The following is a 14,215-nucleotide window of genomic DNA, read 5'->3' on the forward strand; positions in this document are numbered from 1 at the left end:
CCCCCGCCCCCGCCCCCTCCCGTGCCTCACTCCCCTCGGGGCGCGGCCAGCTGCTCGGCGACCATCCGGAACCAGACCACGTACGAGAACGGCTCCGGCGGCCCGACCTCCATGCCGAGCTCCGCCGCCGCGAGGGCGTAGTCGGGCTCGTCCAGCGGCAGGGCGATCAGCTCGTGGAGCTCCCCGACGAGCCGCGCCACCAGCTGGGGGTCGGTCCCCTCGGCGTAGTCCCGTACGGCCGCCTCGTGGTCGGGGAACTCGTCCACGATGTCCTGCGAGAACCACCCGCCCAGCAGCTGCGCCGTCTCCGGGAAGCGGGCGTGCCACTCCCAGTGGGTCTGCGGGCTGGCGGGCGCGGGCACGTCGCCGCCCTCGATGCTCTGCTTGAGGTGGTCGGCGACGACGAGCAGCCAGTCGCCGATCGCGGACTCGGGCAGGCCGGTGTCGGGGACGGAGTAGAACTCGCCGAGGTTGATCCGCAGCCGGCCCGGGGGGTTGCGGCTGTACTCGCGCAGCTGGCGCTCCGCCTCGGCGATGGCCCAGGGACGCGTGTGCCAGGTGTGGCGCAGGTAGGCGACGAGCGCGGTGCTGCGCCGCTCCGGCGTGTCGTCGGCCGCCTGGCCGAGGTAGGCGCGCATGACCTGGTCGAGCTCGCCGTAGCGGCGGTCGTGGTCGAGGGGCTTCATGGGCACGGTCGCGGCGCCTCTACAGGTAGATCGGGAGGGTGGTCTGGACGACGAAGCCGTGCGCGCTGCGGGGCTCGCGGCGCAGTACGACGCGGGCGGCCCGTACGTCGACGGGCTCGCGGCCGGCGAGCAGCATCGCCTCCAGCAGCACCCGGCCGACCGGCTCCTCACGGGAGGGCCACGCGGCCTCGATGGTCAGCCGCGGCCGCGTGCCCTGGGCGAGCCAGCGGTGCACCGCCTGCTCGTTGGCGGTCACCACCATCTGGGTGGCCCACTGCGCGGTCTCCCGGTCGGGGTAAGTGGCGGATCGGGTCAGCATGCTCGAATTCTCTCGTACGGGTGAGCGGGGGGCGGGGTCAGTGTTCGGGGGCGAAGGTCCAGTAGACGCCGGCCTCGGCGTCGGACACCGCCACGAGCCCGATGTCCTGCACGTACACCGTCAGGTCGTGCCAGGTGCGGAACGTGGCGTCGTAGTCCGGGTGCCGGTCGTCGTAGGCCTGGGGGACGTTGGTGAAGAACTCCGGGGCCTCGCCGTGCCGGGAGACGAGGCTGCGCGCGAGGCCGAGGAGCTCGTCCAGCCCCTCGGCGAAGAGGGGCAGGGCGTTCGACAGCCTGCATCCGGGGGCGGCCATGGCGACCAGCTGCTCGGCGGCCGCCTCGGGCTCGATCGCGTAGAGCCGCTCGCCGAGCACGTCGGGCGTGAGCTCCTTGAAGGGGTACGACGGCCCCTCCTCCCCGTCCTCGGAGTACCCCTCGGGGCAGTCGGCCAGCCCCGCCCAGCCACGCGGATCGCCCACCGCGCGCCGCATCACGTCCAGCACGTCGATCCGCCAGTCCTCGTGACGCCGGGGGCCGGTGGCGACGTACGCGAAGGTCCCGCCGTACAGCTTGCGGACGGCGGCTTCCCACTCGGCCTTTTCCACGGACATCCGCGCAACTTCCAGGTGTGCTCAATTCGCGTTGAACGACCAGAAGACGCCGACTTCCTCCGCGTTCACGGCGATCAGGCCGAGGTCCATCATGTGGTCGGTGAAGGCGCGCCCGCCGGCGAGTCCGTCGGCCAGGAAGTCCGGCGCCTCGGAGGCCCCGGCCAGGTCGGAGTTCGTCAGGAAGACGGCGTCGGCACCGAACCGGCCGAGCACCGTACGGGCGTCGGCCAGCACGTCGTCACGGTCGGCGCGCGACCGGACCGGGCTGGTCTCGAAGAACCACTCCTGGGAAAGCGAGGCAAGCAGTTCGACGGCCGCCCCGGGCGTGACCGGGTGCGTCCAGGCGCGTACCTCCTCGGCCGAGAGCGGCAGGAACGGGTAGGAGGGCCGGACGTTCTCGCGCCCCTCCGCGTCGGTCTGCCACTCCAGCACCCGCCAGCCCCGGGGGTCGGCGACCGCCCGGTCCATGACGGCCAGCACGTCTTCGGCCCAGTCCTCGTGCCGTCGGGGCCCGGTCATGGCGAAGGTGTAGACGTCGTCGAGCAGCCGGACGAGCGCCGTTTCCCAGGTGCTGTTGTCGGTGGGAGTCATCGGCTTCCTCGGCTGTCGGTCACGGGGCGGGCATGGACGTGTAGATGATGTAGGGCGGGTCGAACCTGGAGTCGTACTTCAGGACCGTGTTGACCTTCTTGACGTCGATCGCCTTGGCGTCGAGGCCGTGGTCCTTGTACCCCGTGTCCGGGATGGTCTTGGTCGGGTCTTTCGGATCGGGCGACGGCTGCTTGCCGACGTACCGGCCGGTGACCTCGCCCAGGTCGCTGGTGAACGCCTTGTTCTGTCCCTCGGGAGGGTTGCTGGCCAGCCAGGCGTCGATCTCGGCCTGCTTGAGCCGAAGGTTCTTCTCGGTCAGCCGCTGCGCGCTCGCCATGTCCGTGAAGGATGACGAGCCGCCGATCGTGGGCCTGCGCCCCTCCGGCCAGTTGTTGTGGTCCTGTGCCTGGTCGCGAAGGCGCTGCGCGAGCTGCTCGTCCGTCTTGCCGACGTGCTTGTCCAGGGTGTGGCCGCCGGCCCCGAGGTATTCGTTGCCCGCCAGGTCGAAGGTGTGGTTGCCGTTCGTGCCCGCTTCCGTCCACCGCTGATGGGGCCTGAACTCCTCCAGCGCGCGAGCGCCGTAACCATGCGCACGGGCGACGCCGGCCTCGTACTTCGGGGCGCTCCTGTGGGCCTCGTCCAGCGGCTCCATCAGGGCGTCGAACCGCGCCGTCAGGGCGTTGAGCTTGTCGATGTACCGCTGGACGATGCGGTTGATGTCCGCCGTGTCCAGCTTCAGGACGACGTTGACCTCCCACTCCACCAGCAGGCCCTTGGCCGCCCTGCCGACGCCCTTGATGAGCCCCCAGGCGTCCTTGACGTCCACCCCGTCCTTGAGGTTGACGTCCTTGATGACCTCCTTGGCCGCTTCCTTCGCGGCCTCCACGTACTCGTCCCAGATGTCACCGTTCAGCTCGACGGCCGCCTCGGCGTACTCCCGGAGGATGTCGCTGATCGCCTTCGCCGTGTCCATCAGGACCGACATGACCGGCTGACTGCCGGTGGGCACGCGCGGACCCTGGCCGTGCGGACTCGTGTGACCCCAGCTGTAACCGATGCGGTTCCGGCCCCAGTCCGTCCCGCCCCACAGGGCACTGCAGAAGACCGTCATGGCCTTGTGCCAGTCCGCTTCCTGCGGGTTCGTGATGGTGCCGACCTCGCCCATCAGCGAGCCGGACACCATGCTCAGGCACTTCGTGGTGTCGGTCCAGGCGTGCGAGAGCGAGTTGAGGTAGTGCTGCTGTGGGTACGGGTAGACCTCGACCAGTCGGCCCGCACGGAAGGCAGTGCGGATGACCTCGGCCAGGACGCCCCGCACCATCTCGGGGATGGCTTCCAGGACCGAACGTATGAAGTCGTCGCCCCCGTCGTCGTCGCCCCACTTGAGGTCCGGGACCTTGCCGTAGGACGGGTCCTTGGCTATGACCGCGGGCGGCGTACGCTGCTCCGCCGACTGCCCCGGCTTCGGGTGCGCGGCTGCGTCGGCCTTGGTGTAGGCGTTGGCCGTCTCGGTGAAGCCGACCGCGACACCGCCGACGCCCGTGACGCCCTTGGCCCACACTTCCAGCCAGCGGTTGCCGACCTTCATGTACGCCTCGGCGAACTTCCGGGCCGCGTCGCCGTTGCCGCCCGCGTCCGGATACTCGTGAAGGCTCGTGAGGAGGTCCTTCGCGCCCCTGTCGAAGACGGTCTGCTGCGCCGCGATGTTCCCCGAGACCCGCCACAGGTCGCCCGGCTTGACGTCGATCGTGCCGTTGCCGCCCGGCGGCTGGGCCGGGGCCGGGGTGGTCGTGGGCCCCGCCATCAGGCGCCGCCTCCCCAGCCCTGGAGCACCGAGCGGTTGGCCGCGTCGTAGTTCAGGTGGCCCTTGACCACGACCTCGTGGAGCCAGGCCTGGGCGGCCTTGAGGTCCTGGGCCGACCGGTCCCACTTGTCGAGCTCGTCGATGAAGGCGTCCCGCGCCTCGCCCTCCCAGCTCAGCACGGTCTTCTCGGCGCGGTCGTACAGCGTGTCCAGCCGCGTCGTCAGGTTGCGGAGGATGTCCTCCAGCTCCCCGGAGAGGCGGCGGAGCGTCGCGAAGTCGACGGTGATGCGGTCGTCGCCGGCCATGGTGGTACGCGTCCCCCCGTGATTCATATGTCCAGGATCCGGCTCTGCGGACGCTCGGGTACCGGCGCGCGGTTCCCGTCCGCCATCTCGCGGGCGGCCTCCGGCACGTTCTCGCTGTCCTGCATCTTCTTGAGCCGGCCCAGCGTGTCGAGCTCCTGCTCGGTGAAGCCGTCGCGCGAGAGCCTGGTGGCCTGTTCGAGCAGGACGAGCACCTGCCGGATGCGTACGGCGTCCTCGGCGACGCCCTGGTGAAGGCTGCGGTACGCCGTCGCCGTCGGGCCCGCCCAGCCGCTCTCGATGCCGTCGACGACGGCGTCCATGCGCCGCGTCTGCTGTTCCAGGTACGCCTGCATCGCGTCCATGTCGTCGGCGAGCTTGGTCAGCTCGTCCTCCGACACGTCGAGGTGAGCTCTGTCCATCCCGGGCCCCCGTCCGTCCGCCCCCGTGCGCGTGTTCGGACGTACATCCTAGGAGTTGCCGCCGACACGGACGGGACCGCGGGTGCGCAAGCGCACTAATGAGGCTCCGTCAGAGGTAGTCCTCCAGGCGGCCGATGCGGTAGCCCTGCTCCTGGATCTTCCTGAGCATCCGGGTCGTCATCTGCGTGAGCGTGGTGCCCTTCAGCTCGTCCGGGCCCCGGAAGTGCGCGAGCACGATCTCGCCCGGCCGGAGGCCGCTGCCCTCCGCGTACCGGATGTCGTGTATCTGCATCGAGGCCCGCCACAGCACGAGCACCTCGGCGCCGCAGTCCTTGGCGGCGCGGAGCGTGTCGTCGTTGTAGTTGCCGAACGGGGGCCTGAAGAGACGGGGCTTGGTGCCGAAGCGCTTCTGCAGGCGCTCCTGCTGGCCGCATATCTCGGCGCGCTGGCGCTCGTACGAGAGGGTGCGCAGGTTCGGGTGGGTGAGCGTGTGGTTGTTTATCGCGCTGCCCGGGCCGGCCTTCCGCAGCTGCTCGAAGTGCCCGTAGCCGGGGGACGCCACACTGTCCGTCAGGAACATGCTGACCGGCAGTCGGAGGTCGGCGACCATGCGCAGGAACTCGGGGTCCCGCTCGGCCCCGTCGTCGTACGTCAGGAAGACGGTCTTCTCCCCCGCCGGTACGGGTATTCGGTCCACCACCGGCACCCGCCCGGCCCCGGCCCGCGGCAGCGCGGGCCGGTGGGCGGGCCGGGGCGCGAACTCCAGCGGCTTGGCGAGCCCCCACTTGCGGTGGGCGTCCGCGGCGACGTGGTCCGCACCCCCGGCGGGCGGGGCGGAGGCGGAGGCCGATGCCTTGGGCTGCCGCGTGCTCTGGCCGCCCTGCACCCCCTCGGTCGCCTTGCGCCCCAGCCGCTCGATCGGGTCCACACTCTGCGCGCACCCCGCGAGGGAGAGCGCCAGCGCACCGGCAGCCACCGTCCCGGCCACCAGCCGGCGCGCCTTGGTCACAGGTAGTCCTCCAGTTTTGCCACGGCGTACCCCTTCGCCGTGACGGTCTTCATGACCTGACGGATCATGTCAGGCATCGTGCCCTTCCAGTCCTCCCGCCCCCGGAAGTGCGTGAGGATGATGTCGCCGGGGTGCAGGTCCCGGTCCCACTCGCGCCAGTCCATCCGGTCGGTGAAGGCCTCGGCGTTCCACAGCGGGACCGCGGTGACGCCGCAGGACTTGGCGGCGCGCAGGGTGTCCTCGTTGTAGTTGCCGTACGGCGGGCGGAAGAGCCGGGGCCGCTTGCCGAACTGCTTCTGGATGGTGTCCTGCTGGCCGCAGATCTCCTGCCGCTGCTTCTCGTACGAGAGGGCGGGCATGTAGCGGTGGTTGAGGGTGTGGTTGTTCAGGCTGACGCCGAGGTCCTGCATCTTCCTGAAGTACCCGTAGTCCTCGCGGACGAGGTAGTCGCTGAGGAAGGCCGTGTACGGGATCTTCAGCTCGTCCATCATCCGGAGGAACTCGGGGTCCTTCTCGGCGCCGTCGTCGATCGTCAGGAAGACGACCTTCTGCTCGGTGGGGACGGTGGTGAAGACGGGCGGCAGGTCCTCCCCGCCGTCGACCTCGAAGCCCTTCCGCGTGGTGATCTTCGGCTTCTCGGTCGGCGGGGCGGGCGGCAGCAGCGGGGTCCTGGCCAGGCCCCACTTCTTCGCCGCCGCGATCCGCGCCAGTTCGGCCTGCCGGAGCTGGCGGGCGCGGTTCTCGGCGCCCGCGGGGCCGGCGAGGGACGTGGCCTTCGTCTTCTCCTCCTGGGCGGCGTCCGTGCCGGACGACGTGCCGCAGGCGGTGCCGAGGGCCGCGACCAGGAGGGCGGCCAGCGCGACGCGGTACCGTCCGCGCGCACCCGCGCGTACCCGGCCCGGGGCCGCGTCACCGGTCGCCACACCCATGCCCGCGCAGGGCTTTTGTTCCTTTTTTCCTACTAGCTGCATGGCGCCGGATCCTGTCATCCGGAAGCCGCCCCACCTCCACGACACCTCGGGCGGGCGCGCACCTTCCACCGACTGGCCGACAATGGGCCGGTGAACGACCTCGACTCCTTCGCCGCCCTGCTCACCGACGAGGGCCGCGCCCTGCTCGACTCGCTGCGGGACTACGACCCCGCGAAGGAGCTGGCCACCGCCACCCGGCTGCGCCGCGACCACCCCGCCGAACTGGTCTCCGCCGCCCTCGGCCAGGCCCGGCTGCGCCAGCGCGCCGTCGCCAAGTTCGGCGCCGAGGACGCGTACCGGATGTACTTCACCCCCGGCGGCGTCGAGATGGCCACCCGCGCCACCGTCGCCGCGTACCGCGCAGAGCGCTTCGCCGCCCTCGGCGTACGCAGCCTCGCCGACCTGTGCTGCGGGATCGGCGGCGACGCCCTGGCCCTGGCCCGCGCCGGGATCCGGGTCCTGGCCGTCGACCGGGACCCGCTGACCTGCGCGGTCGCGCGGGCCAACGCCGCGGCGCTGGGCCTGTCGGAGCTGATCGAGGTGCGCGAGGCCGACGTCACCGAGGTGGACACGGCCGGGTACGACGCGGTCTTCCTGGACCCCGCCCGGCGCGGCGGCCGCGGCCGCACCTTCGACCCCGAGGCCTACTCCCCGCCGCTCTCCTGGGCCGTGGCCGCCGCCCGTACGGCCGGGCACGCGGCCATCAAGATCGCCCCCGGCATCCCCCACGAGGCCGTGCCCGCCGAGGCCGAGGCCGAGTGGATCTCCGACGGCGGGGACGTGAAGGAGGCCGTGCTCTGGTTCGGCACCGGGCCCGGCTCCGTGCGCGCCACCCTGCTCCCCGGCGGCACCTCCCTGCGGACCGCCGACCCGCTGCCGGACCCGCAGCCGGGCCCCGTGGGCCGCTACCTGTACGAGCCGGACGGCGCAGTCATCCGCGCCCACCTCGTCGCCGAGGTCGCCGCCGAGCTGGACGGCCGGCTGATCGACCCGACCATCGCGTACGTCACCGCCGACGAGCTGCGGCCCACGCCCTACGCCACGGCGTACGAGATCACCGACGTGATGCCCTTCAACCTGAAGAAGCTCAAGGCGCTGCTGCGCGAGCGCGAGGTCGGCATCCTCACCGTCAAGAAGCGCGGCTCCGCCGTCGAGCCCGAGGAGCTGCGCAAGAAGGTCAAGCCGCAGGGCCCGAACTCCGCCACCGTGTTCCTCACCCGCGTGGCGGGTGCTCCGTCGGTGCTGATCGGCGCTCCCGCCCCGGCCCGCCCGTGACCGGATCCGGCCCGGCCGGCGCGGCGTCCGCGGCTCCGGCCGCCGCCTGTCCGGGCCCCGCCCGCCCGGGCCCCGCCGGGGCGATGCCCCCGGGACCGGCCGGCCCGGCAGCTCCGGATCCCGCCGGGGCGGCACCCCCGAGGCCGGCAGCCGTGCCCGCCGCCCGGCCTCCCGGCCGCGCGAAGGCCCGTACCGCCCACCGGTAGTGCACGGCCGCCTTGGCCACGCCCAGCAGCCCGGTGATCCACAGGATCAGGCCCAGGCCCATGCAGTACGCGACCCTTCCCGAGCCGGCACCGTCCGGCTCCGCGCCCACGGCCACGCCGAAGGTCACCCACAGCCCGAGGGCGCACACCCCGAAGGAGGCCAGCAGCCAGCCCAGGCTCCGGCCGGCCGCCCGGTGCGCCGGGTCGGTCACGGGATCGTGCCCCGACGCGGCCCACGCGCCCAGCAGCAGCCGCACGCGGCGGTCCCGGCGCGCCCCGGCGGCCAGCAGGAAGCCGCCCGGCACGAGCACGCCCGTACCGAGCACCAGGAACAGCAGCCCGAGCAGGTTCTCCCCGCCGCCGCGCTCGAAGGACATCAGCGCCATCCCGACGAACGACCAGCCGAGGGCGCAGACCCCGGCCACCGTCCACAGCGCCAGCAGGGTCCAGAGCCCCAGGCTGTGCCGCACGAGTTCCCCGAGGATCCGGCCGCGTTCGGCCCGGGCCGCGGTCGCGTCCGGCCAGGGCGATATGAGCGCGGGCGGCGGCGGGGGAAGATCACGACGGCGCATGCGCCGACCTTAACGGCCCTCCGCCGCCCACCGTCGACTCTCGGCCCCCGCCGGCCGGCGTCGCGGACGCCGCACCGGCCCCGCGCCGCCATGGCCCCGCGCCGCGGGCTCCGCCGGAGCCCGAGCCTGAGCCGTCAGCCCCCGTCGACCGACTCGAACCGCCAGCGGTGCACCGGACGCGTGATCAGGTCCGCCGCCGGCTCCGGCAGTTCCGGCAGCCCGTCCCCGAACTCCGCCGCCCACCAGGTGATCACCAGCACCCGGTCCTGCGGCGCGCGGAACACCTCGCGCCGCAGCGGCTCCCCGGCCAGCACCTGGGCCTGCGCCCTGGCCCACTCCAGGAGTTCGGCCCCGCGCCCGTCGACGGCGCGGGCCTCCCACATCAGCGCGACGGTGCTCATGAGTACAGGTTGTCCTTGCTGAGCTCGTGCACGTGGTCGTGGTCATGCCCGTGGCCGTGGCCGTGGCCGTGAGCGTGCCCGTGCGACGCCCCCGGCACGTGCGGGTCCGTCACCGGCAGCGAGGAGTCCGCCGACAGGTCCCAGTCCGAGGCCGCACGTCCGCGCGCGACCATCTCGGCGCCCAGCGCCGCGACCATCGCACCGTTGTCCGTGCACAGCTTCGGGCGCGGCACGCGCAGGATGATCCCCGCGTCGTCGCACCGCTCCTGCGCCAGCGAGCGCAGCCGGGAGTTGGCCGCCACGCCGCCGCCGATCATCAGGTGGTCCACGCCCTCGTCCTTGCACGCGCGGATCGCCTTGCGGGTCAGCACGTCGACCACCGCCTCCTGGAAGGACGCGGCCACGTCGCGCACCGGCACCTCCTCGCCGGCGTTCCGCTTGGCCTCGATCCAGCGCGCCACGGCCGTCTTGAGGCCGGAGAAGGAGAAGTCGTACGCCGCGTCGCGCGGCCCGGTCAGGCCCCGCGGGAAGGCGATCGCGTTCGGGTCGCCCTCCCTGGCGAGCCGGTCGATCACCGGGCCGCCCGGGAAGCCGAGGTCGAGCACGCGGGCGATCTTGTCGAAGGCCTCGCCCGCGGCGTCGTCGATCGTGGCGCCGAGCGGCCGGACGTCCGAGGTGATGTCGGGGGCCAGCAGCAGCGAGGAGTGTCCGCCGGAGACCAGCAGCGCCATCGTCGGCTCGGGCAGCGCGCCGTGCTCCAACTGGTCCACGCAGATGTGCGAGGCCAGGTGGTTGACGCCGTACAGCGGCTTGCCGAGGGCGTACGCGTACGCCTTCGCCGCCGAGACGCCGACCAGCAGCGCGCCCGCGAGGCCGGGCCCCGCGGTCACCGCGATGCCGTCGAGGTCGCGGGCGGAGACTCCGGCCTCCTTCAGCGCGCGCTCGATCGTGGGGACCATCGCCTCCAGGTGCGCGCGGGAGGCGACCTCGGGGACGACACCGCCGAAGCGGGCGTGCTCGTCGACGCTGGAGGCGACGGCGTCGGCGAGCAGGGTGTGGCCGCGGACGATGCCGACGCCGGTCTCGTCGCAGGAGGTCTCGATGCCGAGGACGAGCGGTTCGTCAGCCATGGTTCTCATCTCGTACGGAAGTAGCAGGGTCGGAGAGTCGCATCACCAGCGCGTCGACGTTGCCGGGCTGGTAGTAGCCGCGCCGGAAGCCGATGGGCTCGAAGCCGAAGCGCTCGTAGAGCCGCTGGGCGCGGGTGTTGTCCACCCGCACCTCCAGCAGCACCTCGGCGCACTCGAAGGCGGTGGCGGCGCGCAGCAGGTCGGTGAGCAGCCGGGCGCCGAGCCCGGTGCCCCACTGATCGCGGGCGGCGGCGATGGTCTGTACGTCGGCCAGGTCGCCGGCGGCGGCCAGGCCCGCGTACCCGACGATCCGGGCGCCCCCGTCCGCCGCGGGCTCCTCCGCCACGACGTAGCGGCGGGTGGCCTGCGGGCCGCGGGCGTGGGCGAGTTCGGACCAGAACATCCCGGCGGACCAGGCGTCCTCGGGGAACAGCTCGTGCTCCAGCTCCAGCACCGGCTCGATGTCCCACCAGCGCATCTCGCGCAGTACGGCAGTGCCCGCGGTCACTTGGGGGTGACCACCTTGTAGTTCTTCGGGACCTGGGCGTCGGGACGGCGCAGGTAGAGCGGCTGCGCCGGCAGGAACTCCTCCCCCGCGGCGAGCTTCTCCGCCGCCAGCGAGGCCAGGGCCGCGGCCGACTGGTGCTCGGGCCCGCGGGCGTCCGGGAAGACCTCGGGGTAGAGCAGCGCGCCGGCACCGACCGCGGGCAGGCCGGCGACCTGCTCGGCGATCTCGGCCGGGCGGTCCACGGCGGGGCCGCCGGTCCGGGTGCGCGGGTCCTCGTAACGGGCCCAGTAGACCTCCTTGCGCCGCGCGTCGGTCGCGACGACGAAGGGGCCTTCGACGCCGGCCTGCCCCGCGGCGTACGCGAGGCCGTCGAGCGTGCACAGGCCGTGCAGCGGCACGCCGAGCACGGAGGCGAAGGTCGCGGCCGTGACGAGGCCGACGCGCAGGCCGGTGTACGGGCCGGGGCCGACGCCGACCACGACGCCGGTGACGGCGTCGAGCTTCAGGCCCGCCTCGGCGAGCACCCGGTCGACGGAGGGGAGCAGCAGCTCCCCGTGGCGGCGGGCGTCGACCTGGTGGGCCTCGGCGACGACGGACCGGCCGTCGTGCAGGGCGACGGTGACGGCGGGAGTAGCGGTATCCACAGCGAGCAAGAGCACGCGAACAGCCTACGACTCCGGGGACCGGGCGATGGCGGGCCCGTTCCCGGGGACCCCGGCTGCTACCGTCACCACAGGCATTGACGGTGTGCGGCGCGAAGGTGGGACAGGGTGGCACGCAGCAGCTCGGGAATCGTGGCCGGGCTCACGGCCGCGGCGGTGGCCGCCGTCGGTTTCCTCGCCTACCAGGCGTCGGCGAGCGCCCCCGCCATGCATGCCGTGGCCCCCCAGCAGCCGGGCACGGTGACGCCCGACAAGGGCACCGGCAACTCCCAGGGCAAGCAGCAGGAGTTCGCGCTGCCCGCGAACTCCGGCACGGGTGTGCGGGTCGTGTACGCGGTCGGCACGAAGCGGGTCTGGCTGGTCGGCGAGGCCGGCCGCAAGCCGAAGACGTTCACCGTGGTTCCCTCTACGGTCCACCCGGCGCCGGGCTCGTACACCGTCAGCTCCCGCTCGGGTCAGGTGACCGGCTCCGACGGGGTGCCGATCGAGCACGTCGTACGGTTCGCCAACTCCGCCGGCGTCGCGATCGGCTTCAGCGCGCGCGTGGACGGCAGGCTGCCGGAGCCCGACCCCTCCAGGAAGACCGGCGGCATCCGGATGGCCCGCGCCGACGGCGACGCGATGTGGACCTTCGCCACGATCGGCTCGAAGGTGGTCGTGGTCCCGTAGGGGCCCCGACGAAGATCAACCGACTTCACTCGAACGGACGACAGGCCCGGGCGCTCGCGCCCGGGCCCGTCCGTCGTCCCCGGATCGTTTCCGACAAGTCGTCGGCAAGATATTGCGCGGGTACAGGCGCGCGTGGTGACATGGTAGCGAGACCTGGTTAGGGCACCCTAACTTCGGCATCGGCCAGGAGGCAGCCATGCCCGCAGCAGAGCGCGAAGAACCCCACGGCGACCGCATGCCGCGCCGCGCCGCGCCCCTGGCCGGCCCGTCGGTACGGGACCTGCTGGCGTCCTGCGCCGCGGCGGCCGCCGTCTCCACCCCGCCGCGCCGCCCCGCACCCGCGCCGGACCTCGCCGAGGAGGCCGCCCCGGCACCACCGGAAGCCGCCTGACCCCCGTACCGGAGCCCGTGCCGCAGGGCTGGCTCAGACCTTCGCCAGCTCGGCCAGCCGGCCGTCGGCCCAGCGCGCGCCGACGCCGGTCACCGACACCTCGCGGACGTCGTCCAGGACCTCTTCGTGGCCGACCGCCCGCGCGATCACCACGTGCAGCCGGTCGTCGGACAGCTCCTCGACCTTGCCGTCGCCCCACTCCACGACCACCACGGAGTCCGGCAGCGAGACGTCCAGGTCCAGGTCCTCCATCTCGTCCAGACCGCCGCCCAGCCGGTACGCGTCCACGTGCACCAGCGGCGGACCGTCGACCAGCGACGGGTGCACCCGCGCGATCACGAAGGTCGGGGAGGTCACCGCCCCGCGCACGCCCAGGCCCTCGCCCAGGCCGCGCGTCAGGGTGGTCTTGCCGGCGCCCAGCTCACCGGTGAGCAGCACGAGGTCGCCCGGGCGGAGCAGCCCGGCGATCCGCCGGCCCAGTTCCTGCATCCGCTCGGGGGAGTCGACGGTGACCCGGGTGACCGGCCGGGGCTCGGCCTCAGCGGGCCGGATGTGCGGTGCTTCCATAAGCGCCCACGTTAGCCGCTGCCGGGAGGGCGCCGGCCCGGTCCAGCAGTTCCCTGAACCGCCCGGTGACGGTCTCCGGGTGCTCCAGCATCACCAGGTGCCCCGCGTCCGGCACGACCACCAGCTCCGGGTCCGCCAGGTGCTCGGCGATGATCTCGCTGTGCCCGGACGGGGTGATCAGGTCCTTGTCACCGGCCAGGACGAGCACCGGCACGTGGTCGAAGTTCGCCAGGGCGGCCGTCTTGTCGTGCTCCTGGAAGGCCGGATAGAACTCCGCGACCACGTCGATCGGGGTGTTCTCGATCATCCGCTCCGCGAAGCGGGACACCGCCGGGTCGACGTCCTTCGAGCCGAACGAGTACCGCTTGATCATCCCGGCGAAGAGGTCGGCCGTCGCCCGGCGTCCGCGCTCGACCAGCTCCACCTCGGCGCCCAGGGCACGCAGCACCCCAGGCAGCACGCGGCGCACCACGCCGACCCCGGCCGCGGGAAGCCCGTACGTCACCTCGGCCAGCCGGCCGCTGGAGGTGCCCACGAAGGCCACGCCGACCACGCGGTCCCGCACCAGCTCGGGGAACAGCTCCCCCAGCGCCATGATCGTCATTCCGCCCATGGAGTGGCCGACCAGCACCAGGGGACCCTCGGGGGCCGCCGCGTCGATCACCGTCTTCAGGTCCCGGCCCAGCTGCTCGATGGTCAGCGGGCTGCCGTCGGCCTGCGCCAGCCCCCGCTCGGAGCGGCCGTGGCTGCGCTGGTCCCAGTGGACCGTGCGCACCAGCCCCCGCAGGTCGGCGCGCTGGAAGTGCCAGGAGTCCTGGTTCAGGCAGTAGCCGTGGCAGAAGACCACCGTCGGGGCCGCCTTGCGGCGGAAGCGGGAGCGCTTGGCCTCCGGGGCCTCGTCCACCTCGTAGTACAGCTCGGTGCCGTCATCGGCGCGCACCTTGCCCGGAGTGCCGCGCAGGGATCCGTACGGGCCCGAGGCGTCCAGGGCGAGGCGGGCCTTCTTGCGCATGCCGCGCCCGACGGTGAGCCGCTCCACGGCCACCCCGGCTGCCGCCCCGGCGGCTATGACGCCGATCGCGGCGCCGGCCACGCCGGCCTTGCGCCAGTTCTCGCTCAC

19 protein-coding genes are annotated in these 14,215 nt (G+C 73.0%); 3 read left to right on the forward strand and 16 right to left on the reverse strand.

The window, feature by feature from the left end:
* Positions 1 to 26: 26 nt before the first annotated feature.
* The 9 genes from ACIQUQ_RS12415 to ACIQUQ_RS12455 all read right to left on the reverse strand — a co-directional run bounded on the left by ACIQUQ_RS12415 (position 27) and on the right by ACIQUQ_RS12455 (position 6,672).
* Positions 27 to 692 carry a contact-dependent growth inhibition system immunity protein gene (locus tag ACIQUQ_RS12415; protein ID WP_403974413.1) on the reverse strand — a complete coding sequence of 222 codons (666 nt, stop codon included), beginning with the start codon at positions 690 to 692 and terminating at the stop codon, positions 27 to 29.
* Between the two features lie 13 nt (positions 693 to 705).
* Positions 706 to 1,005 (reverse strand): RNase A-like domain-containing protein, encoded by a 300-nt coding sequence (locus ACIQUQ_RS12420; RefSeq protein ID WP_403974416.1) that lies wholly within the window; start codon positions 1,003 to 1,005, stop codon positions 706 to 708.
* Between the two features lie 37 nt (positions 1,006 to 1,042).
* Positions 1,043 to 1,615: a hypothetical protein gene (locus ACIQUQ_RS12425; RefSeq protein WP_403974418.1), complete on the reverse strand. Its 573-nt coding sequence runs from the start codon at positions 1,613 to 1,615 to the stop codon at positions 1,043 to 1,045.
* 21 nt (positions 1,616 to 1,636) lie between these two features.
* On the reverse strand, positions 1,637 to 2,206 hold the full coding sequence (locus ACIQUQ_RS12430; RefSeq protein WP_403974420.1) for a hypothetical protein: 570 nt from the start codon (positions 2,204 to 2,206) through the stop codon (positions 1,637 to 1,639).
* Positions 2,207 to 2,225: 19 nt separating this feature from the next.
* Positions 2,226 to 4,010: an RNase A-like domain-containing protein gene (locus tag ACIQUQ_RS12435; protein WP_403974423.1), complete on the reverse strand. Its 1,785-nt coding sequence runs from the start codon at positions 4,008 to 4,010 to the stop codon at positions 2,226 to 2,228.
* Positions 4,010 to 4,315: a WXG100 family type VII secretion target gene (locus ACIQUQ_RS12440; protein WP_403974548.1), complete on the reverse strand. Its 306-nt coding sequence runs from the start codon at positions 4,313 to 4,315 to the stop codon at positions 4,010 to 4,012. The genes ACIQUQ_RS12435 and ACIQUQ_RS12440 overlap by 1 nt, the downstream gene beginning before the upstream one ends.
* Positions 4,316 to 4,338: 23 nt before the next feature.
* Positions 4,339 to 4,734: a WXG100 family type VII secretion target gene (locus tag ACIQUQ_RS12445; protein WP_403974425.1), complete on the reverse strand. Its 396-nt coding sequence runs from the start codon at positions 4,732 to 4,734 to the stop codon at positions 4,339 to 4,341.
* A 109-nt stretch (positions 4,735 to 4,843) separates the two neighbouring features.
* Positions 4,844 to 5,743: a polysaccharide deacetylase family protein gene (locus tag ACIQUQ_RS12450; protein WP_403974427.1), complete on the reverse strand. Its 900-nt coding sequence runs from the start codon at positions 5,741 to 5,743 to the stop codon at positions 4,844 to 4,846.
* Positions 5,740 to 6,672, reverse strand: a complete 933-nt coding sequence (locus ACIQUQ_RS12455; protein WP_403974429.1) for a polysaccharide deacetylase family protein — start codon at positions 6,670 to 6,672, stop codon at positions 5,740 to 5,742. Before ACIQUQ_RS12455 ends, ACIQUQ_RS12450 begins: the two co-directional genes overlap by 4 nt.
* Before the next feature lie 36 nt (positions 6,673 to 6,708).
* On the opposite strand from ACIQUQ_RS12455, the gene ACIQUQ_RS12460 reads away from it, so the two are divergent.
* A complete protein-coding gene (locus tag ACIQUQ_RS12460; protein ID WP_403974550.1) occupies positions 6,709 to 7,989 on the forward strand; it encodes a methyltransferase domain-containing protein in 1,281 nt (426 codons plus the stop codon).
* On the opposite strand, the gene ACIQUQ_RS12465 is transcribed toward ACIQUQ_RS12460, so the two are convergent.
* The 5 genes from ACIQUQ_RS12465 to tsaB all read right to left on the reverse strand — a co-directional run bounded on the left by ACIQUQ_RS12465 (position 7,928) and on the right by tsaB (position 11,465).
* Positions 7,928 to 8,767, reverse strand: coding sequence for a hypothetical protein (locus ACIQUQ_RS12465; protein WP_403974431.1), 840 nt, complete (start codon positions 8,765 to 8,767; stop codon positions 7,928 to 7,930). The two genes, ACIQUQ_RS12460 and ACIQUQ_RS12465, sit on opposite strands and share 62 nt — an antisense overlap.
* Positions 8,768 to 8,901: 134 nt before the next feature.
* Positions 8,902 to 9,168, reverse strand: coding sequence for a hypothetical protein (locus tag ACIQUQ_RS12470; protein WP_403974434.1), 267 nt, complete (start codon positions 9,166 to 9,168; stop codon positions 8,902 to 8,904).
* A complete protein-coding gene (tsaD, locus tag ACIQUQ_RS12475) occupies positions 9,165 to 10,307 on the reverse strand; it encodes a tRNA (adenosine(37)-N6)-threonylcarbamoyltransferase complex transferase subunit TsaD (RefSeq protein ID WP_403974436.1) in 1,143 nt (380 codons plus the stop codon). The genes ACIQUQ_RS12470 and tsaD overlap by 4 nt, the downstream gene beginning before the upstream one ends.
* A complete protein-coding gene (gene rimI, locus ACIQUQ_RS12480; protein ID WP_403974439.1) occupies positions 10,291 to 10,806 on the reverse strand; it encodes a ribosomal protein S18-alanine N-acetyltransferase in 516 nt (171 codons plus the stop codon). Before rimI ends, tsaD begins: the two co-directional genes overlap by 17 nt.
* Positions 10,803 to 11,465 carry a tRNA (adenosine(37)-N6)-threonylcarbamoyltransferase complex dimerization subunit type 1 TsaB gene (tsaB, locus tag ACIQUQ_RS12485; RefSeq protein WP_403974441.1) on the reverse strand — a complete coding sequence of 221 codons (663 nt, stop codon included), beginning with the start codon at positions 11,463 to 11,465 and terminating at the stop codon, positions 10,803 to 10,805. The genes rimI and tsaB overlap by 4 nt, the downstream gene beginning before the upstream one ends.
* 111 nt (positions 11,466 to 11,576) lie before the next feature.
* Between tsaB and ACIQUQ_RS12490 the strand changes: the two genes are divergently transcribed.
* Both ACIQUQ_RS12490 and ACIQUQ_RS12495 read left to right on the forward strand, forming a co-directional pair.
* Entirely contained in the window at positions 11,577 to 12,137 is a 561-nt protein-coding gene (locus ACIQUQ_RS12490) for a hypothetical protein (RefSeq protein ID WP_403974443.1), read from the forward strand.
* A 196-nt stretch (positions 12,138 to 12,333) separates the two neighbouring features.
* Positions 12,334 to 12,528, forward strand: coding sequence for a hypothetical protein (locus tag ACIQUQ_RS12495; RefSeq protein WP_403974445.1), 195 nt, complete (start codon positions 12,334 to 12,336; stop codon positions 12,526 to 12,528).
* A 33-nt stretch (positions 12,529 to 12,561) separates the two neighbouring features.
* Here the strand turns inward: ACIQUQ_RS12495 and tsaE are convergent, their stop codons facing one another.
* Positions 12,562 to 13,095 carry a tRNA (adenosine(37)-N6)-threonylcarbamoyltransferase complex ATPase subunit type 1 TsaE gene (tsaE, locus tag ACIQUQ_RS12500; RefSeq protein WP_399946096.1) on the reverse strand — a complete coding sequence of 178 codons (534 nt, stop codon included), beginning with the start codon at positions 13,093 to 13,095 and terminating at the stop codon, positions 12,562 to 12,564.
* On the reverse strand, positions 13,067 to 14,215 hold the full coding sequence (locus ACIQUQ_RS12505) for an alpha/beta fold hydrolase (RefSeq protein WP_403974448.1): 1,149 nt from the start codon (positions 14,213 to 14,215) through the stop codon (positions 13,067 to 13,069). Before ACIQUQ_RS12505 ends, tsaE begins: the two co-directional genes overlap by 29 nt.

This window comes from Streptomyces sp. NPDC101118, from assembly GCF_044759445.1.
Classification (GTDB): Bacteria; Actinomycetota; Actinomycetes; order Streptomycetales; family Streptomycetaceae; genus Streptomyces.